Here is a 17,989-nt window from a genome sequence, read left to right as displayed (position 1 = left end):
ACTTGCTTCCGCCCCGGCAAAAACCGCCGCCGGGCGGCACGACCCTCAACCGGGCGCGCCGAATGATCTTTCCCTTGCAAGACACCGGCCCCGCGCGTAGGCTTGCGCGACTTTGACCCATAGCGACTTCAAACGAACCAACGGAGATATATCATTATGAAACGGATTCTTCCCCTGATCGGCATCATCGTCCTGGTCCTTGGCCTGAGCGCCTGCAACCAGGAGCCTTCGGTCAAGATCGGCATCGTGGACGAGGCGGCCGCCTTCAAGGACAACAAGGTCGCCACCGAGGCCATGGCCTACCTCCAGGAGATGGGCAAGCCCCTCCAGGAAAAGGCCGAGGCCGCGTACAAGGCCATGCAGGAGAACCAGAACGAAGAGACCGTGGCCGCCTACAAGCTGGCCATGGGCGAGCTGCAGAACACCATGACCGCCGAGCAGCAGCGCATCGTCGCCATGGTGGACGGCAAGTTCAATGAAGTGCTGGAAAACTACCGCAAGGAGAAGGGGCTGACCCTGATCCTGTCCAAGCAGTCCGTCATCTCCTCCAGCGAGACCGTGGACATCACCAAGGACATCGTCAACGCCATGAACGGCATCCAGCTGGACTTCACCCGGCCCGAGCCCGCCGCCGAGGCCGCCCCGGAAGCCGCCGCTCCGGCCGAAGCAGCTCCCGAAGCCGCCGCCCCGGAAGCAGAGAACAAGAAGGCCGAGTAGCCCTTCCGCATCGAACGAAAAAAGGCCTGTCCGTCGGCGGACAGGCCTTTTCTTTTCTCGTTGCGGAAAACGGTTCAGTGTTCCCGCTTGAACGCGGTCATCAGCCCGGCAACCTGGTCCAGAGCGTCGGTGAACCTGACGAACTTCTCGCGCAGCGCATCGAGCCGCCCTTCCCGGCCCGCGTATTCCATCTCCAGGGCCAGCCGGGACAGGCTGTCGGAACGGACCACGCCGCACATACCCTTGAGGGAATGGGAGAGCTTGGCAGCCGTCTCCGCCCGGCCCGCTTCCAGGGCCGCATCCAGATCGCGTACCCGCCTGGGCGCGTCTTCGAGAAAAGCGTCTATCAGCTCCACGGCCAGCTCGTCGTCATAGGCTATGCTGGCCAGGAACTGCTTGTCGTCAAACAAATCCCGCGTCATTGATTTCCCCCCATCGAATTCAGCGTCCCTTAGCACCTGGCGGGCTTTCTGAAAAGAGCTTTATAGCCTGATGGAGGTGGTTCCCAAGGGGTCAGGGACAGGAGCAATCGGCCCCGGAACGCTTTTCCCAGCCCTTGCCGGAAAAGGTGAGGAGTACCTCCTGCACGGTGCGGTCCGCGCAGTTGCGCAGACAGTATTTGACCGGCAGGCTGCGGAACTCCTCGGACACCTTGCGCCCGAAGGAGAGGTGCGAGCGCACCCAGACGTCACTGTGCGGATCGCGGGAGGCTATGCGCGCATAGGCCTCGTCGTTGCCCACGCCGCCGAGCTGCGGGGCGGAGATGACGGTTGGACGGTCCACGGGCAGGACGTTGCCCCGGCCCAGAAAGGCCATGGTCGAATCGGAACAGAAGAGCGCGCCGCACCGCCCGCTGCCGTACCGGAAGACCAGACCGGCCCCCGCACCGGACAGCGCCCTGGCCGCCCGGAACACGGTCCCGGCCGACGCGGGCAGCACCTTGCGCTTTCCTCCGGGCGCGGGCAGCCCGTTCAGGCACATGAGCGGGTGCAGGGGAATGAAGCGGTTCTCCAGCCGGTTGGTCTGGCGAAAGAAACGGATCGTCACGTCGCGCGCCATCAGTCCTTCAGCCAGCACGGCCAGGGCCAACCCCCGGGCCACGTCGCGGCGCGGGTCCCGCCCGGCCACCGGCAGCTTCTCCGCCTCGGCGGCAAGCATCCGCCCGCAGAGCACGGCCAGGTCCGCCGCGTCCTCCCGCCTGCGGTCCAGGGTCGCGAGCAGCAGCCCGCCCAGCCGGTCCCCGCCCTCGCCGGACTTGTCGTCCAGGAGCTGCTTCATGACAGCCAGGAACGCGGACGCAGGAGTCATGGGACGCGGTGCGGGCGGCAGCTCGCCCAGGCAGGCGGCCGCGCAGAGCAGGGCCAGGGTGGCCGCCCCGGTCAACGGCATGTCCCCGGCCACGGGCGGCAGGGTCGAGGGGATGGGAAAGGCCGCCTCGGCCGGAACCGGCAGGGAGCAGCGCACCAGCCAGTCCGGGAACCCGCCGTCGAAGCCCCGCCCCGCCAGGATCAGGTCGAGCAGGGACTCCGGCAGCCAGTATTCGCCCACCGGATACCCCTCGTCCATGAGGTCCAGCACGCCGCCGAGCCGCTCCGGAGACGCCGACGTGCACACCACGGACCGCAATTTGCCCACCAGCCGCTCCCGGAGCATGCCGGGCAGGGCGCTGTCCAGGCAGCCGCCGTCGAACAGGTACGCGCCGCGCCCCGTTCTGAGCAGGAAAGCGTCGCCCCGGCGCACCGGGAGCGCTCTGAATACCGTAGAACCCATCCTTATCCTTGATGAAAAAAGGTCACCGCGTTAGAGTAGTCGATACTATATTCAAAGCGTGATTCTATATCAAGTAGTAATTTTTCGGATAAAAAAATAGGGTTCTCAACTCGCTGAAATTCCTTGAATCTATGACCGCTCTTTTCGACACGGCTTGTGACTTCTCACAATATTTCAATAAAATCAGTATGTAATGGATTCGCGGCCTGAGCCTTGCAGTAGGAATCATAACCGTTGACAAGGTTTTGACCGGCCATTATATGCCACAAACCAAAATTCGAAAGGGAGCAATCCACGTATGAAGATATTGTTCAACTACACCGTCACGCCGGTGCTCTGTGCGGCCCTGGTGATCATGGCTGTGGTTGTGGTCGTCAAGCAGCAGAAGATCGACGACCTGTCGCACCGCCTGGAGCTGGTGCAAAAGACCGCCGAGGCGCGCAAGGTCCTCGTGGAGGAGGCCCGCCTCCTTCAGAAAGCCATGAACATGTCCCCTGTGCGCACGGTCACCGTGACCGCCTACAACCCCACCACCGACCAGTGCGACGACGATCCGCTCATCGCCGCCTCCATGCGCAAGGTCCGCTCCGGCACCATCGCGGTTTCCCGCGATCTGTTCGACCAGGGCTGGGTCTTCGGCCGCAAGGTCCGCATCGAGGGCCTGGGCATCTTCGAGATCAACGACCTCATGAACAAGCGCTTCACCCAGCGCATCGACATCTTCATGTGGGACGAGTCCGAAGCCAGACAGTTCGGCAGCAAGAACATCAAGGCGGCACTCCTCGACATCTAGGAGTACGCCCGAAAAAAGCCCCCGCACCGTAACGGTGCGGGGGCTTTTTTTTATGGGGAGCGGCTTCCGGGAGCGGGCCATTCGCACATTTTTCGAGGGGGGATTTGATCCTCACGTACCGGGTGTACGCTGCGGTCAAATCCCCCCTCGAAAAATGCACGCCTGACCCACTCTCGAAAGCCTATTCCGCGCACGGCTAGAGAGCCGCTGTCGGGTGGCTGCGCCGCCCGAATCGCTCCGGGGTGAGCGCTATGAAAAGGCCCTGCCGACAACATCGACAGGGCCAAAAATATTCCCATTCAACCCAGGCTAACGCCTTCGGGGCTCCAGCCCCGAACAGCGGGTCAACCAGCCGCCTCACCGACCGAAGGCCCCCGTACTAGGGATAGGCTTTCGAGAGTGGTGCAGCTGTGCATTTTCTTCCGGGGGCTTCCACCGCAGCGTAGCCGTCTACGTGAGGATGGAAGCCCCCGGGAAAAATGTGCAGATGCGCCGCTATCGAAAGCCGCTAATCGAGCCAAGAGACTTCGACGACACTCCGCGTGGGTATCCGTTGGTACCGGTATTTGGGGTATCCCAGCATGAGCGCCGCATAGACTCCGTGGCCCTCGGGAATGCCGAGTTCCCTTCGGATGGCGCAGCACCCTTCGGCCACCTCCATGAGGAAGCCCGCCCAGCAGGCGCCCAGGCCGTGGGCGTGGGCCGCGAGTTCGAGATAGGCGGCGGACAGGGCGCAGTCCTCGGCCGGGTTGAAGCCGTCCTCCGGGGCGTGAGCCACGGCCACGTGGGGCGCGCCGTGCAGGATCTTGTCCAGCCCCTTCTCCCAGTTCTTGACCACGCCGGGGAAGATGGAGTTGGTGGCCATGTACTCCACGGTCATGCCCGCCAGCCGCCGGGTGGCCTGGGGGGTGCGGGTGACGATCCAGCGCGCGGGCTGGCCGTTCTTGGCGCTGGGCGCGAACGAGGACACGGCGAAGAGGTGGTTCAGGACCGCTTCGGGGACCACCTTGTCGCGGTAGGTGCGGGTGGACCGCCGCCCGCTCAGGAACTGGTCGGCCTGTTCCGGGGTCAGCCGGAGGTCGCGGGACAGGGGCGCGCACTGGTCCGGGCCCAGCCCGTCGGTCACGGGCATGGGCGGCAGGGTCACGGCCCCCACCGGACAGACGGCCACGCAATGGCCGCAGTTGATGCAGGTCTTTTTCGCGGCCGGGCGGAGCTTGGGGAACCCCTCCGCGTCGGTCACGATCAGGTCGAAAGGACACTCGTCCAAACAGGCGCCGCAGCGCTTGCAGGTTTCCTTGTCGGCAAACATGGCTGCTCCTCGAAAATGGGGTCCCGGAGAACGGGACGGGAGCGGGCTAGGACCCGCTGGTGACGGCGGCGATGGCCGGGATCGCTTCGAACATCACGCCGCGCAGGGCCTCGGCCAGGATGTCCGACTCGGTGGAATAACCGGGAACGACCACGTCCTCGACCTCGCTGGAATATTTCTCCAGGTGCACGATCTCGCCACCCCTGGTGACCTTGAGCCTGAGCTCGATCCTGCCCTTGTAGGTGGTCACGCCGGTCTGGTTCAGCTCCAGGGCCAGAATCTCGCCGGTGACGACCGGGTCGTCGCCGGGCATGATCGCGGTGGCGCGGTACTTGGGCTTGCACCCGGCATTCTCCAGCTCGTCGAACAGCGCCCAGCCGACCCAGTCGGCCACGTCGGACAGGGTGGTGATCTGCTGGTTGTCGCGGGTCTTGCCGAGCACGGTCTTGGCGCGCTTGTCCTCGAACTTGAAGACCACGACCTCGCCCGCGCAGGGGGAGTCGGTGCTGATCAGGGCGTATTTCAGCTTGATGCCGTTGCCGGAGGCGCAACCGGCCAGGACGGCCAGGAGCAGCGCCAGGCACGGCACCCATTTCATATATGCTTTCATCGGTGAATCTCCATCAGATTTCATGGCCCTCGGCGGGCGGCTCGCCGGTTTCCTTGAGCTTGTCGTCCAGTTCGGACTCCATCCTGTCCAGGAGCTTCCGGGTCAGGTCCAGGAGCCGGTCGAGGTTTTCGCCCACAAAGGTCTTGGCCTTGGCATCGAGCTCCTCGTCCGAGGGCGGCTCGCCCGGGCCGGGCTCGTCGGTGTCCGACTTGCCGGGCGCGTCGCCGACCCCGGTGCGGGCGCGGTCGATTTCGAGCAGCGCACGAATGCTCTCCAAGCTCTCGCGCACCCGGGCCAGCTCGTCCGCGAACCGCTTGTCGCGGGCCGCTTCGTCCCGGCGCAGGGCCTGCACCTCGGCCTCCAGGGCGTCGATGCGGGCCGCGTTCGTCCGGTTCTCTTCGGGCGCGGGCGGGTTGCAGCCGCACAGGGCGAGCAGCAGGACGGCCAGGGCCGCGGTCAGGGATACCATCTTCCTCATGCCCCGCCTGATAGCACACCCGGCGCGGTGCTGACAATGCGCGCGCCGCCCCCTTCCCGGCCGCCCTCCATCTTGCATTTACCAGACAAGTCCGTACAATACGGCCATTCAGGATGGCTCCCCCACCCTCTTACGCCAGAGAGAAAGACCGGCAATGAAAACACTCCGCACCCTGACACTGTTTGTCGCCCTGGCCTTCCTGGCCGCGCCCGCCCTGGCCTCCGACTACACGCAGGTCCCCCATCCCGACGGGTTCCGAGGCCTGGCCTGGGGTACGCCCCTGTCCGAGATCAAGGACCTGACCCCGGTGCAGAAGGCGGGCTTCGAGAATACCTATTTCCGCCGCAACGAGGACCTGACCTTCGGCAAGGCCGAGCTGGTCTCCGTGGCCTACTATTTCCGCAACGACAAGCTCTATCGGGTGGGCATCGCCTATGCCGGGCGGGTCAACCAGTTCTTCATCAAGGACATGCTGCTCCAGAAGTACGGCGAAGGCCACGCCCTGGGGTTCCGCTACGGCTGGATGTGGCCCGACTTCTCCATCGAGCTGAACTACGACGGCGACGAAAACACCGGCAGCCTCTATTACACCTTCGAAGGCCCCCTGAAATAATCGGATGAACCAGGCCAAACCCGCCGTCCGCAGGCCCGTGCTGCGCCATAAGATCCTTTATGTCCTGAGCGTCGTGGCCCTGGGCGCGCTGCTGTGCGTCAACTTCGGGACCATCTACACCCTGATCCTCCATCCGGACGGCAACCACTCCCGGCTGATGCAGCTGGCCTACCTGTGCATGGTGGCCGGCCTGCTGGTCCTGGCGGGCCAGGTCCTGCTGGTGCTCAAGCGGATCATCGCCGTGATCGGCAGGGACGCCGCAGAGGCCGGAGAGCTGGCCGAACGGCTGGAGCAACTGGTCGTCATGGACTCCCTGACCAAGACGTACAACCGGGGCAAGTTCGAGGAGGTTCTGAACCGCGAACTGGGCAATGTCCGGCGTTACTGCCTGGACCTCTCCGGGGTGATGCTCGACGTGGACGGGTTCAAGGCCATCAACGAGGCGCAGGGTTATGCGGCGGGGGACCGGCTGCTGGCCAACCTGGCCCACCACCTGAACTCCCTGCTGCGCGACAACGACTACCTGTTCCGCTGGCGCGGCGGCAAGTTCATCATCCTCGCCCCGCACACGGACATCGACAAGGCCGCGATAATGGCCGAGAAGCTCCGCCAGCGGGTGGGCCACAAGCTGTTCGGCGGCACGGTCCGGATGACCCTCTCTCTGGGCGTGGCCCAGGCCCTGGAGGACGACACGCCCGAGACCTTCCGCCAGCGCCTCCAGGCCGGGCTGGCCACGGCCAAGAACGCGGGCCGGGACCGGGTCGCTGTCAACCGGGCGCACTCCACCCAGGCCTGATCCGCCCCCGCGGCCTGCCGCACATTCCTCCCCCATCGCGATTCCATTTTTCTCATTTATACGCTATATAGGTGTAGAAATAGGAAACTCTCGCCCAGGACGGACCGAACCCATGCCTCAGGACAAGCGGACCCATTACTTCAAATTCGCCCCCGTCAGGGTCTTGCTCCCGTCGGCGATAATGCTCGTGCTGTTCGCCGGTTCAATCTTTCTCTACCTCCTGCCCTCCATCGAAACCACCCTCCTCAAGTCCAAGAAGGACGGGGTGTTGGAGATCACCGACACGGTCATCTCCACCCTGACCCGCCTGGACGACATGGCCAGACGCGGCGAGATCACCGACGACTACGCCAGGAAGCTCGGCGTGGAGCTGCTCAAGGCCATCCGCTACGGCGACGACGACATGGACTACTTCTGGGTCACGGACCTGACACCGCGCATGATCATGCACCCCTACCGCCCGGAGCTGGACGGCCAGGACCTGTCCGATTTCCGCGACAGGAACGGCAAGCGGCTGTTCGCGGAGTTCATCCTGGCCGCGGAAAAGGGGAAGGACCAGTTCGTGGACTACTACTGGCAGTGGAAGGACCAGCCTGACCGCGTCAGCCGCAAACTGTCCCACGTCCGCGTGTTCGCGCCCTGGGGCTGGGTCATCGGCACCGGCCTGTATCTGGATGACCTGCAACAGGAGATCGCCGTCTACCGGGACCGCATCTCCGCGATCTTCATGGGCATCCTGCTGATCAGTTCCCTGCTCTCCCTGTACATTATCCGACAGTCCGGCCTGAGCGAAAAGAAGAAGGCCCTGGTCCAGGGCCAGCGCGAACGACTGGTGCGCGTGCTTCAGGAAAGCGAGGAGCGGTACCGGACCATCGCGGACTTCGCCTACGACTGGGAGGTCTGGATCGGCACGGACAAGACCGTCCATTACTGCTCCCCGGCCTGCCAGCGGATCACCGGCTATCCCCAGGAGCGATTCTTCGAGCACCCCGGCCTGATCCGCGAGATCATCATCGAGGACGACCAGGATGCCTGGGACGCCTACCTGGTGGAGGCCAACTCCGACCGGGGCGACTCCCTGGACTTCCGCATCAAGAACACCGAGGGCAAGATCCGCTGGCTCGGCGTGGTCGGCCGGTCCGTGTCCGGCATCGGCGGCAAGCCTCTGGGCATGCGGCTCAGCTTCCGCGACATCACCGACCGCAAGACCATGGAGGAGCAGCTCCGCCACCAGGCGCTGCACGATCCGCTGACCAACCTGGCCAACCGCACCCTGTGCCTGGACCGGCTGAGCCAGGCCATGCGCCGGGCCAAGCGGCGGGAGAACTACTATTTCGCGGTGGTCTTCCTGGATCTCGACCGGTTCAAGATCATCAACGACTCCCTGGGCCACCGGTTCGGCGACATGGTCCTGACCGAGACCGCCATCCGGCTGACCTCGGAGATGCGCGGCCTGGACACCGTGTCCCGGTTCGGCGGCGACGAGTTCGTCCTGCTCCTGGACGAGCTGTCCAGCCCGGGCGAGGCCATCCGAATCATCAAGCGCGTCCGGCTGCGCCTCGCCGAGCCGTTCCGGTTCAACGGCGACGAGGTCCAGACCACGGCCAGCTTCGGCATCGTCTTAAGCCCCGTGGAGGACATCAAGGCCGCGGACGTGCTCCAGCACGCCAACATCGCCATGCACCGCGCCAAGGAAGCCGGGCGCAACCGGTTCAAGGTCTTCACCGAGCGGATGCTCGAAACCGCCGTGGACCAGCTGACCCTGGAAAACGACATGCGGCGCGGCCTGGGCAACAAAGAATTCCGCGTGGTCTACCAGCCGATCATGGACCTCTCCGGGTCCGACGTCATCGGATTCGAGGCCCTGGCCCGCTGGGACCACCCGGACCGGGGTCAGATCCCGCCCGCCGAATTTATCCCCATGGCCGAGGAGTCCGGGCTGATCACCCAGCTCGGCGAGTGGGTCCTGGAAAAGTCCCTGGCCACCCTGGCCGAATGGCGCAGGGAGACCGGCAGGGCGGACAACATCTTCATGTCCGTGAACCTGTCCAGCAAGCAGTTCGCCCGCGCGGACCTGGACAAGATCGTGGTCAAGACCCTGAACAAGCACGACCTGCCGCCCTCCTGTCTGAAGCTGGAGATCACGGAGTCCTCCATCATGGACAATCCCGAGTCCTCCATCCTGACCCTGAACCGACTGCGCAAGGTCGGTGTGCGCTTCTCCATCGACGACTTCGGCACGGGCTATTCCTCCCTGTCCCAGCTCCAGCAGCTGCCCGTGGACACCCTCAAGGTCGACCGCTCCTTCATCTCGCGCATGAAGAGCGACCCGGAGAACATGGAGATCGTCAAGGCGGTCATCGCCCTGGCCCGCTCCCTGGACCTCAACGTCATCGCCGAGGGCGTGGAGCTGCCGGACCAGCTCTGCTCCCTGCTGGCGTTGGACTGCCACTGCGTCCAGGGGTTCTACTTTCACGAGCCCATGCCCGCCGACTCCGCGCGGGAGCTCCTGGAGCACCGCACCGGACGGACCGCGGACCACACCCGCGAGCGCATGCGCCACGCCCACCGGGTCTGCCACGACGAAAAGAACAAATAGACGGGAACAGCCCGCAAAAAACCCCGCACGGTGAACCGCGCGGGTTTTTTTGTCTCCGACGGGGACCAGACTATTTCTTGGGCCCGTACCGCTCCACGAACCACTGCACCTGGCGGCAGACGCCCATGAGCAGATTGAACTCGTTGCGCTTCAGGTTGACCTTGCTGAAGAAACGGCGCACCGGGAGCATCCAGTAGTCCGGGTTGTCGTCCTTGAGAAAATCGATGGCCAGGAGGCTCTGCTGGAGATTGGCGAACAGCGCCTCCTGCTCGGGGATGGTCGCGGCGCGCTCCTCCGGGGGGCCGTCCGGCACGAACGGCCCGGCCAGGGACCGCTTGAAGCATTCGTACAGGACCACGACCACGGCCTGGGCCAGGTTCAGGGAAGTGCCCTCACGGCTGGTGGGGATGGTCATCAGGCCGGAGCAGATGGACGTTTCCTCGTTGGTCAGCCCCTTGTCCTCGGGGCCGAACACGATGGCCACCCTGCCGCCGCCCCGGAGCCGCTCGTCGACCACGCCCGCCAGGGTCTCGGGGCTCATGATTCCCTTTCGCCAGCCGCCGGTGCGCGCGGTGGTGCCGAAGACGGCGGTGCACCCCTCCACGGCCTCGGCCAGGGTGTCCACGATGCGCGCGGTCTCGAGAATGTGGCGCGCGTGGGCTGTGGCCAGGGGCAGCGCCTTCTCCATATTGAAATTGTACGGGTCCACCACCACCAGCCTGGAAACGCCCATGTTCAGGCAGGCGCGGGCCGCGGAGCCGATGTTTTCAGGGTATTTGGGGCGGAACAGGACCACCGTGAGTTCGTCGAGCATGCGCACCTCCGGGTTCGCTGACGCCCGGCATGTACCACACTGCCCGCCGTTGTCAAAGGCCGGGTTCCCTCGCTCCCTGACCCGCCGCTCAAAAAAAACCAGTTATATTGAAATGCTCCAAATAAGTACCGGAGTGACCGGCGTATCAGGAGAATTACATTGAATAATTTGGTGTTTTGTGCGACAACGGGCTACCGAGTGGAATAGCCTTCCCTCGGGGGTGTGTTTTACCTTTCAAGGTAAAAAAGTTGCGGTCCTTAATAACTTCTGTGGTTCCCTAGGAGGAAAAATGAAACGGATTCTGACTCTGGTCTTGGCTCTCGCCCTTGTTTTCGGCATGTCCTTCAACGCGCAAGCCAAGAAACGCTACGTCTTCGGCGGCGGACCGGCCGGCGGCACCTTCCAGGTGGTCGCCAACGCCATCCAGGTCTTCGGCCCCATCAAGAACAACCCCGACTTCTCCATCAAGGCCCAGTCCTCCGGCGGCTCCACCGAGAACCTGCGCACCGTCAACGCGGGCCGCTCCGCCTTCGGCACCGTGTATGCGGGCGAGGTCTTCCTCGGCCGCAACGGCAAGATGACCGGCGACCCGAACAAGTACGACAAGGTCCTGGTCGTGGGCTACCTCTACGGCGCCCCGGCCCAGCTCGTCGTGCGCAAGGGTTCCGGCATCAACTCCGCCAAGGACCTGGTCGGCAAGAAGGTCGGCGTGGGCAACGCCGGTTCCGGCGCGTTCGCCAACTGCGAGCGGTTCTTCACCCACCTGGGCATCTGGGACAAGATCGAGCGTAACGCCATGGGCTACAACGACGCCGCCCAGGCCTTCGGCAACGAACAGCTCGACGCCTTCTGGCTGCTGACCGCCTTCCCGTCCGGCGCCGTGATCATGGCCGCCCAGACCAACGACATCGACCTGGTCAACGTGGGCAAGGACGCCGAGGACACCGGCTACTACACCGCCTACCCCTACTTCGGAAAGCTGAACATCCCCGCAGGCACCTATCGCGGCGTGGATCACGACACCCCCTCCTTCTTCGACTCCGCCCTGCTCGTCGCCAACGCCGACGTGTCCGCGGACGACGTCTACGCGCTGCTCAAGGCCGTCTGGTCCGACGAGGGCCTGAAGCACATGGTCGACCAAAAGAAGACCTTCAAGGCCATGAGCGTGGCCGACGGCCTCAAGGGCGTGAACCCGGCCGCGACCCCCGCTGCACCCCGGCGCCGAACGGTTCTGGAAGGAAATGGGCGTTCTGAAGTAACACCCCACACGCTCTCACCATAGTCCAAGACGGGCGGGCCGCAAGGCCCGTCCGTGTTCCGCGAGTCCGGCGGACTCCGGCCCGGTCCCGCCGGGGCCGGGGTCTTTTGGAAGGACTTGCACGGCATGTCTCCCGGCCCGGACCGGGGAGGTCCCGTACCGGTCGGACATGCCCGGCGGCATAGTTTTCAACCGCTGCCCCGGGGGCAGCTCAAGAGCGCGCAATGTACGAAAAATTATCGAAATTCGAACGATTTCTCTTCGACTTCCTGTCGGTGGGGATGGTCCTCTTCTACTCCTGGTCGGCCATCTTCGAACCGGCGGCGACACAGTATCACCGGGGCATATACGTCATCATCACGTATATCCTCATTTTCCTGATCTACAAATCCAGAAGCCTGATCATGCGCATCGTGGACTACCTGCTCATGGCCGCGTCAGTGCTCTCCGTGGGCTACTGGATCATCAACTTCGAGGCCATCAACTACCGCACCGGCATCGAGACCGACCTGGACAAGTGGATGGCCATGATCGGCGTGCTGATCGGCATCGAGCTGGCACGGCGCGTGGTGGGCAACGTCTTCGTCATCATCGGCGTGGCCATGCTCCTGTTCGGCATGTACGGGGCGCACATGCCGGAACTCATCGCCCATGCGGGCGCGAGCTTCCCGGACCTGTGCACCTCCATCTTCTACCGCTCCGACGGCGTGTTCGGCATCATGGCCAACGTGCTCGCCACCTACATCATCCTGTTCGTGCTCTTCGGCGCGTTCCTGGAGCAGTGCGGGGCGCAGCGGTTCTTCATCGACTGGCCGCTGGCCGCCGTGGGCCACAAGATCGGCGGCCCGGCCAAGGTCTCGGTCATCGCCTCCGGCCTGTTCGGGTCCATCTCCGGCTCGGCCATCGCCAACACCGTGTCCACCGGCTCCTTCACCATCCCGATGATGAAGAAGGCGGGCTTCAAGCCCCACGTGGCGGGCGGCATCGAACCTGCGGCCTCCATCGGCGGCATGTTCATGCCCCCGATCATGGGCGCGGGCGGGTTCATCATGGCGGAGATGACCGGCCTGCCCTACTCGCAGATCATGCTCATCGCCATCTTCCCCGCGCTCATGTACTTCTTCTCCGTGTTCGTCATGGTCCATTACGAGGCCAAGAAGGACAACATCGTGGGCGAGCGGTACAAGGAAAACGCCATGACCATCTTCAAGAACGAATGGCTGTACACCCTGCCGCTGGTGGGCATCACCATCTTCATGCTGGCCGGCTACTCGCCCGGCTATTCGGCCATCGTCGGCCTGGCCATCTGCATCGGCCTGTCCTTCAAGGACGACACCCAGCGCATCGACCCGACCCTGCTCATCGTCATGGCCTTCATGGTCATCTGCCCCTGGCTGCTCAAGCTGGTCGGGCTGGTGGGCGGCAAGGAGGCGGCAACGGCCATCCGGCCGTTCCTGTCCGGCCGCGTCCTGATGCTCTACGGCCTGATCGCGGCCGCCGGATTCTACTTCTACCGCAAGAAGAGCCGCCTGGACGACAGCGGCCAGACCTTCGTGGTCATCGCCACGCTGCTGGGCGTCTCGGTGCTGATGGTCCTGGTCCACAAGGTCCCGGCCATGATCAGCCCGGAATTCGCCAAGTCGTTCAACCTGATCTTCAACAAGGAGATCATCCTCCTGGTCGGGCTGCTGATCGCGGCGGCGGTCTTCGCCTATCCCCGGGGGGAGCGGAACGAGCTGCGCGGGTTCGTCATCGCCTCCCGCGTGGGCACCATCAACTCGCTCAAGATCGGCGCCACCGTCGGCGTCATCGGCATCATCATCGGCGTGCTGACGTACTCCGGCCTGGTGCTGACCTTCGCCGACATCGTCATCGAGCTGGCCCACGGCAACCTGGTCTACACCATCCTGCTCATCGCCCTGGCGTCGCTGATCCTCGGCATGGGCGTGCCGGTCACCGCGGCCTACCTGATCACCGCCGTGGTCGCCGTCCCGGCCCTCACCCACCTGGGGGTCAACGAGGTTGCGGCGCACATGATCGTGTACTGGCTGTCCCAGGACTCCAACATCACGCCGCCGGTCTGCATCGCCGCCTTTGCGGGCGCGACCATCGCCGGAGCCAACATGTGGCGGACCGCGTTCACCTCGTTCAAGTTCGCCAAGTTCCTCTACCTGGCGCCGTTCCTGTTCGCCTACATCCCGGCCTTCTCCCTGGATGCCTCCATCCAGCAGATCGTCGTGTGGTTCGCCATCATCACGGTGGTCGTCTACGCCTACGCCTGGTTCATGAGCTTCATCTGGTTCAAGCCGCTGAAGCGCATGCTCTCCGGAGCGCCCGCCTAAACCCGTCACCAAAGGGGCCGGTCATCCGGCCCCTTTTTTTGCCCTCTCCCCAAGCGGGCCAATGGCCCGCAACCCGCGCGAGCCGTTATAACTTGCAGGCCAAAACCCGACGTCCGTTGTCTTCAATGTCACGGTGTGCAATCATGCCGTGGTACGGGTCCGTCCGTTCCGGGCGGGCCGAGTGATCTTTCGGCCCTTGGAGGACCGATGCGTCGTCCGCCTTTCCTGATCGTGCCGCTCGTGCTTTTGCTGCTGGCCTGCGGGTGCTCCCAGGAGCCCCGGGAAGCCCCGCCCGCGCAGGCAGGCGAGCCGGAGGAACGGAGCCTGACCCTGACCTTCAACGGCGGCCCCAAGGGCGGCACCTTCAACTACTTCGCCAACAAGATGGCGAGCCTGATCTCCGACGAGGTCGGCTGGCTGGATATCCAGACCAAGAGCTCCGGCGGCTCGGTGGACAACCTGCTGGCCCTGTGTTCGGGCCGGGCGGACATGGCCATCGTCTATGCGGGCGACGCCTTCCTCGGCCGCATCGGCAAACTGCACTGCCCGGAAACCAAGTACGTCAACGCCCGCGCCCTGGCCTTCCTCTACGGCGCACCCGCCCAACTGGTGGTCCGACGCGATGCGGCCATCAACACGGTCCTTGACCTGCGCGGCAAGGTCGTGGCCGTGGGCAATCCCGGATCGGGCGCGGCGGTGTCGGCCGAACGGTTCTTCAAGCACCTGGACCTCTGGAAGCACATCGACCACCGGCCCCTGGGCTATTCCGAGGCCGCCGGGGACTTCGCCGACGGCACGGTGGACGCCTTCTGGGTCCTGGTCGGGTACCCCAACGCGGCGGTCATCGAGGCCTCGACCCGCACGCCGATCAAGATCCTGGACCTGCACGACGCGGCCACGGTCTCCGGCTTCTACCAGCTCTACCCGTTCTACACCCAGGCGACCATCCCGGAAGGGACCTACGAGGGCCAGCAAACCCCGGTGCACACCTTCCAGGACTCGGCCCTGTGGTGCGCCCGCGCGGGGATCGACGGGAACGCCGTGTACCGGAGCCTTGGCGCGGTCTTCTCCGAGGACCGGCTGGCGGACCTGCGCCGCACCCACCGCGCGGCCTGGGAGATGAGCCTGGAAAACGGCATCCGCAACCTGTCCATCCCGCTCCACCCCGGGGCGATCCGGTTCTGGTCCGGACACGACCTGGACATCCCGCCCATCCTCATGCCCTGACCGGTCTTACGGCCCAACATGCTGATTTGATTGGGCGCTCAACCAACGCCCCTGGGGAGTCCCGGCAAATCGCCTGGAAAGTGTTGGCGCACAAGGATAAATACTGCTTGACGGAAATTGAAAAACACCCGTACCAATGGGCAAAGTATTGCGGTCACACCAGTCTGTCGGGAGGTTGTCGCCACGGGCCACGCGGCTCCGTGGCCCATTCGCCAGCTCGTCGCCGACTGGGCCATAACTGAACCAAGGGAGGCCTGATCATGGCACTGTTCACCAAGGAAGAAGCTCTCAATTATCATTCCAGCAAGCGCAAGGGCAAACTGGAAGTCATCTCCATCAAGCCGTGCAGAAACCAGAAGGACCTGTCCATGGCGTACAGCCCCGGCGTGGCCGAGGCGTGCCGCGCCATTCACGCGGACACCGAGAAGGTCTACGAGTACACCAACAAGGGCAACCTTGTCGCGGTCGTCTCCAACGGCACCGCCGTGCTCGGCCTGGGCAACATCGGCCCCGAAGCGGGCAAGCCGGTCATGGAAGGCAAGGGCGTGCTGTTCAAGATTTTCTCCGACATCGACGTCTACGACCTGAACATCGCGGCCAAGACCCCGGACGAGGTCGTCGCCTTCTGCAAGCTGCTCGAACCGACCTTCGGCGGCATCAACCTCGAAGACATCAAGGCCCCCGAGTGCTTCGAGATCGAGACCCGGCTGAAGGAAGAGATGGGCATTCCGGTCTTCCACGACGACCAGCACGGCACGGCCATCATCTCCGCCGCCGGCATCATCAACGCGCTCGAAATCTCCGGCAAGAAGATCGAGGACATCACCATCGTGGTCTCCGGCGCTGGCGCGGCGGCCATCGCCTGCTCCAACCTGTACGTGAACATGGGCGTCAAGCGCGAGAACATCTTCATGTTCGACTCGCGCGGCCTGATCCACGCCGGGCGCACCGACCTGAACGAGTTCAAGCTCGCCTACGCCCAGGCCGAGGACAAGGGCTCCCTGGCCGACTGCATGGTCGGGGCCGACATGTTCCTCGGGCTGTCCGTCAAGGACGCCATCAGCCAGGACATGGTCAAGACCATGGCCGAGAACGCCATCATCTTCGCCTGCGCCAACCCCGATCCCGAGATTCCCTACCCGGACGTCAAGGAAGTGCGCCCGGACATCATCATGGGCACGGGCCGTTCCGACTTCCCGAACCAGGTGAACAACGTGCTCGGCTTCCCGTTCATCTTCCGGGGCGCGCTGGACTGCCGCGCCACGGCCATCAACGAGGAGATGAAGATCGCCGCCGCCGAGGCCCTGGCCGCCCTGGCCAAGGAGCCGGTCGCCCAGGACATCTGCGACGCCTACGGCGTGGACAAGCTGGAATACGGCATCGACTACATCATCCCCAAGCCGCTGGACCCGCGCGTCCTGACCTGGCTGGCCCCGGCCGTGGCCTGCCAAGGCCGCCATGGACACCGGCGTGGCCAAGGTCCAGCTGGACCTCGACCAGTACGCCAAGGACCTGGAAGCCCGCATGAAGGCCTCCAAGGCCCGCACCAAGCTGGTGGTGGACACCTTCGGCTACGACATCTAGCCGCCCGCTTCCGCTGAATGGACAGGCCCCGCCCCGGACTTCCGGCGCGGGGCCTTTTTCTCGCGTTGCCACCCGCCCCGGTTGTCCTCTATGCTCACCCCATGGACGAGAACACCCTCAACGAACTGCGCGCCCTGGCCGAGCAGAACGGCATCGACCCGGAACAGCTCCTGGCCATCGCCGAGGCCGACGGGCTGCCCGACGAGCTGCGACGAGCCATGGCCGAGATCATGGGCGACCTGACCGTGTTCGGACAGGCCCTGAGCGACCTGGAACGCAAATAACCATGGCCCGCCTGTTCGTCGGCATTGGCTTACCGGAGACTTACCGTCAATCGCTCAGCCCCCTCACAACCTCACTTTCCAGGCTTACCGATAACTGCATTAACTGGTCCAGACCCGACACCTGGCACCTGACCCTCAAGTTCCTGGGCGAGACCGAAGAGGCGCGCATTCCTGCCATCAAGGACGCCCTCTCAACCCTCGATTTCCCCCGCTTCACCCTCCAGGCCGGGGGCGCGGGCGCGTTCCCCAATGCCCAACGCCCCAAGGTGCTCTGGCTCGGTCTGGCCCAAGGCGCCGACCAGGCCGCCGGGCTGGCCTCCGGCATTGAAGACGCCCTCGCCGCCGTCGGCGTGCCGCGCGAACAAAAACGGTTCCGCCCGCACCTGACCCTGGGCCGGGTGCGCAGGCCCGGACCCGGCAACCACCAACCGCTCCTGGACGCCGCCGCCCAAACCCAATGGCCGCCGTTCACCGTCAACCGGTTCACCCTCTACCAAAGCACCCTCGCCCCCACCGGCGCCACCCACACGGTCCTGGCCGAGTTTGCGCTGGCTGGGTGAAGGGGCCTCCGGCGGCTGGGGGAAGGGGAGAGGGGAAACTTTTGGAAAAGTTTCCCCTCTCCCCTTCCCCCAGACCCCCATCCCCACTCCCTTTCAAAACTTTTTGGGTCGCTTCGCGAGGGGTGGCGGGTCGCCGGGGGCCCCTGTCGGACTTAAAGTAATACTTTAAAAACACCAAAAGAGCGCACACCCCATGCGGACGCACGCCTTTGCCGAAGGCACAAAAAAAGTT

16 protein-coding genes and 1 pseudogene are annotated in these 17,989 nt (G+C 64.5%); 11 read left to right on the top strand and 6 right to left on the bottom strand.

Features of this window, described 5'->3' with window-relative positions; genetic code table 11:
- Positions 1–156 precede the first annotated feature (156 nt).
- Complete coding sequence (locus AWY79_RS04400; protein ID WP_066800839.1) at positions 157–717, top strand: OmpH/Skp family outer membrane protein; 561 nt, start codon at positions 157–159, stop codon at positions 715–717.
- 74 nt (positions 718–791) lie between these two features.
- On the opposite strand, the gene AWY79_RS04395 is transcribed toward AWY79_RS04400, so the two are convergent.
- On the bottom strand, positions 792–1,139 hold the full coding sequence (locus tag AWY79_RS04395) for an Hpt domain-containing protein (protein ID WP_066800836.1): 348 nt from the start codon (positions 1,137–1,139) through the stop codon (positions 792–794).
- A gap of 91 nt (positions 1,140–1,230) precedes the next feature.
- Entirely contained in the window at positions 1,231–2,487 is a 1,257-nt protein-coding gene (locus AWY79_RS04390) for a hypothetical protein (protein ID WP_133987242.1), read from the bottom strand.
- Positions 2,488–2,785: 298 nt separating this feature from the next.
- Between AWY79_RS04390 and AWY79_RS04385 the strand changes: the two genes are divergently transcribed.
- The gene (locus AWY79_RS04385; RefSeq protein WP_066800823.1) at positions 2,786–3,280 is read left to right on the top strand and encodes an RlpA-like double-psi beta-barrel domain-containing protein; all 495 of its coding nucleotides are present in this window, start codon (positions 2,786–2,788) and stop codon (positions 3,278–3,280) included.
- 508 nt (positions 3,281–3,788) lie between these two features.
- On the opposite strand, the gene AWY79_RS04380 is transcribed toward AWY79_RS04385, so the two are convergent.
- From AWY79_RS04380 to AWY79_RS04370, 3 genes are read right to left on the bottom strand one after another with little or no spacing between them, the layout of a single operon-like run.
- Positions 3,789–4,592, bottom strand: coding sequence for a nitroreductase family protein (locus AWY79_RS04380; RefSeq protein ID WP_066800813.1), 804 nt, complete (start codon positions 4,590–4,592; stop codon positions 3,789–3,791).
- Positions 4,593–4,638: 46 nt separating this feature from the next.
- Complete coding sequence (locus tag AWY79_RS04375; protein ID WP_066800810.1) at positions 4,639–5,202, bottom strand: hypothetical protein; 564 nt, start codon at positions 5,200–5,202, stop codon at positions 4,639–4,641.
- Between the two features lie 13 nt (positions 5,203–5,215).
- On the bottom strand, positions 5,216–5,680 hold the full coding sequence (locus tag AWY79_RS04370; RefSeq protein ID WP_066800807.1) for a hypothetical protein: 465 nt from the start codon (positions 5,678–5,680) through the stop codon (positions 5,216–5,218).
- Between the two features lie 154 nt (positions 5,681–5,834).
- Between AWY79_RS04370 and AWY79_RS04365 the strand changes: the two genes are divergently transcribed.
- The 3 genes from AWY79_RS04365 (at position 5,835) to AWY79_RS04355 (ending at position 9,688) form a co-directional block, all read left to right on the top strand.
- On the top strand, positions 5,835–6,293 hold the full coding sequence (locus AWY79_RS04365) for a hypothetical protein (protein WP_066800804.1): 459 nt from the start codon (positions 5,835–5,837) through the stop codon (positions 6,291–6,293).
- Between the two features lie 4 nt (positions 6,294–6,297).
- Positions 6,298–7,089 (top strand): GGDEF domain-containing protein, encoded by a 792-nt coding sequence (locus AWY79_RS04360; protein WP_066800801.1) that lies wholly within the window; start codon positions 6,298–6,300, stop codon positions 7,087–7,089.
- Positions 7,090–7,201: 112 nt separating this feature from the next.
- Positions 7,202–9,688, top strand: a complete 2,487-nt coding sequence (locus tag AWY79_RS04355) for an EAL domain-containing protein (RefSeq protein ID WP_066800799.1) — start codon at positions 7,202–7,204, stop codon at positions 9,686–9,688.
- A 70-nt stretch (positions 9,689–9,758) separates the two neighbouring features.
- On the opposite strand, the gene AWY79_RS04350 is transcribed toward AWY79_RS04355, so the two are convergent.
- A complete protein-coding gene (locus AWY79_RS04350; protein ID WP_066800796.1) occupies positions 9,759–10,502 on the bottom strand; it encodes an RNA methyltransferase in 744 nt (247 codons plus the stop codon).
- 289 nt (positions 10,503–10,791) lie between these two features.
- Between AWY79_RS04350 and AWY79_RS04345 the strand changes: the two genes are divergently transcribed.
- The 6 genes and pseudogenes from AWY79_RS04345 to thpR all read left to right on the top strand — a co-directional run bounded on the left by AWY79_RS04345 (position 10,792) and on the right by thpR (position 17,757).
- Positions 10,792–11,784 (top strand): TAXI family TRAP transporter solute-binding subunit, encoded by a 993-nt coding sequence (locus AWY79_RS04345; RefSeq protein ID WP_233490999.1) that lies wholly within the window; start codon positions 10,792–10,794, stop codon positions 11,782–11,784.
- A 200-nt stretch (positions 11,785–11,984) separates the two neighbouring features.
- The gene (locus AWY79_RS04340; protein WP_066800793.1) at positions 11,985–14,102 is read left to right on the top strand and encodes a TRAP transporter permease; all 2,118 of its coding nucleotides are present in this window, start codon (positions 11,985–11,987) and stop codon (positions 14,100–14,102) included.
- Positions 14,103–14,309: 207 nt separating this feature from the next.
- Positions 14,310–15,329, top strand: a complete 1,020-nt coding sequence (locus tag AWY79_RS04335; protein ID WP_066800790.1) for a TAXI family TRAP transporter solute-binding subunit — start codon at positions 14,310–14,312, stop codon at positions 15,327–15,329.
- A gap of 260 nt (positions 15,330–15,589) precedes the next feature.
- Positions 15,590–16,913 (top strand): annotated as a pseudogene (locus AWY79_RS04330) (malic enzyme-like NAD(P)-binding protein).
- Between the two features lie 101 nt (positions 16,914–17,014).
- Complete coding sequence (locus AWY79_RS04325) at positions 17,015–17,197, top strand: hypothetical protein (protein WP_066800787.1); 183 nt, start codon at positions 17,015–17,017, stop codon at positions 17,195–17,197.
- A gap of 2 nt (positions 17,198–17,199) precedes the next feature.
- Positions 17,200–17,757 carry an RNA 2',3'-cyclic phosphodiesterase gene (gene thpR / locus AWY79_RS04320; protein ID WP_066800784.1) on the top strand — a complete coding sequence of 186 codons (558 nt, stop codon included), beginning with the start codon at positions 17,200–17,202 and terminating at the stop codon, positions 17,755–17,757.
- The last annotated feature ends 232 nt before the right edge of the window (positions 17,758–17,989 follow it).

This window comes from Pseudodesulfovibrio indicus (assembly GCF_001563225.1).
In the GTDB taxonomy this organism is placed as follows: Bacteria; Desulfobacterota; Desulfovibrionia; order Desulfovibrionales; family Desulfovibrionaceae; genus Pseudodesulfovibrio; species Pseudodesulfovibrio indicus.
This window is presented reverse-complemented; position numbering and strand designations above follow the sequence as displayed.

What these genes read in the sequence shown, in the direction of transcription:
- AWY79_RS04400 (WP_066800839.1), top strand. Translation starts at nt 157, where the DNA reads ATGAAACGGATTCTTCCCCTGATCGGCATCATCGTCCTGGTCCTTGGC.
- AWY79_RS04395 (WP_066800836.1), bottom strand. Translation starts at nt 1,139, where the DNA reads ATGACGCGGGATTTGTTTGACGACAAGCAGTTCCTGGCCAGCATAGCC.
- AWY79_RS04390 (WP_133987242.1), bottom strand. Translation starts at nt 2,487, where the DNA reads ATGGGTTCTACGGTATTCAGAGCGCTCCCGGTGCGCCGGGGCGACGCT.
- AWY79_RS04385 (WP_066800823.1), top strand. Translation starts at nt 2,786, where the DNA reads ATGAAGATATTGTTCAACTACACCGTCACGCCGGTGCTCTGTGCGGCC.
- AWY79_RS04380 (WP_066800813.1), bottom strand. Translation starts at nt 4,592, where the DNA reads ATGTTTGCCGACAAGGAAACCTGCAAGCGCTGCGGCGCCTGTTTGGAC.
- AWY79_RS04375 (WP_066800810.1), bottom strand. Translation starts at nt 5,202, where the DNA reads ATGAAAGCATATATGAAATGGGTGCCGTGCCTGGCGCTGCTCCTGGCC.
- AWY79_RS04370 (WP_066800807.1), bottom strand. Translation starts at nt 5,680, where the DNA reads ATGAGGAAGATGGTATCCCTGACCGCGGCCCTGGCCGTCCTGCTGCTC.
- AWY79_RS04365 (WP_066800804.1), top strand. Translation starts at nt 5,835, where the DNA reads ATGAAAACACTCCGCACCCTGACACTGTTTGTCGCCCTGGCCTTCCTG.
- AWY79_RS04360 (WP_066800801.1), top strand. Translation starts at nt 6,298, where the DNA reads ATGAACCAGGCCAAACCCGCCGTCCGCAGGCCCGTGCTGCGCCATAAG.
- AWY79_RS04355 (WP_066800799.1), top strand. Translation starts at nt 7,202, where the DNA reads ATGCCTCAGGACAAGCGGACCCATTACTTCAAATTCGCCCCCGTCAGG.
- AWY79_RS04350 (WP_066800796.1), bottom strand. Translation starts at nt 10,502, where the DNA reads ATGCTCGACGAACTCACGGTGGTCCTGTTCCGCCCCAAATACCCTGAA.
- AWY79_RS04345 (WP_233490999.1), top strand. Translation starts at nt 10,792, where the DNA reads ATGAAACGGATTCTGACTCTGGTCTTGGCTCTCGCCCTTGTTTTCGGC.
- AWY79_RS04340 (WP_066800793.1), top strand. Translation starts at nt 11,985, where the DNA reads ATGTACGAAAAATTATCGAAATTCGAACGATTTCTCTTCGACTTCCTG.
- AWY79_RS04335 (WP_066800790.1), top strand. Translation starts at nt 14,310, where the DNA reads ATGCGTCGTCCGCCTTTCCTGATCGTGCCGCTCGTGCTTTTGCTGCTG.
- AWY79_RS04325 (WP_066800787.1), top strand. Translation starts at nt 17,015, where the DNA reads ATGGACGAGAACACCCTCAACGAACTGCGCGCCCTGGCCGAGCAGAAC.
- thpR (WP_066800784.1), top strand. Translation starts at nt 17,200, where the DNA reads ATGGCCCGCCTGTTCGTCGGCATTGGCTTACCGGAGACTTACCGTCAA.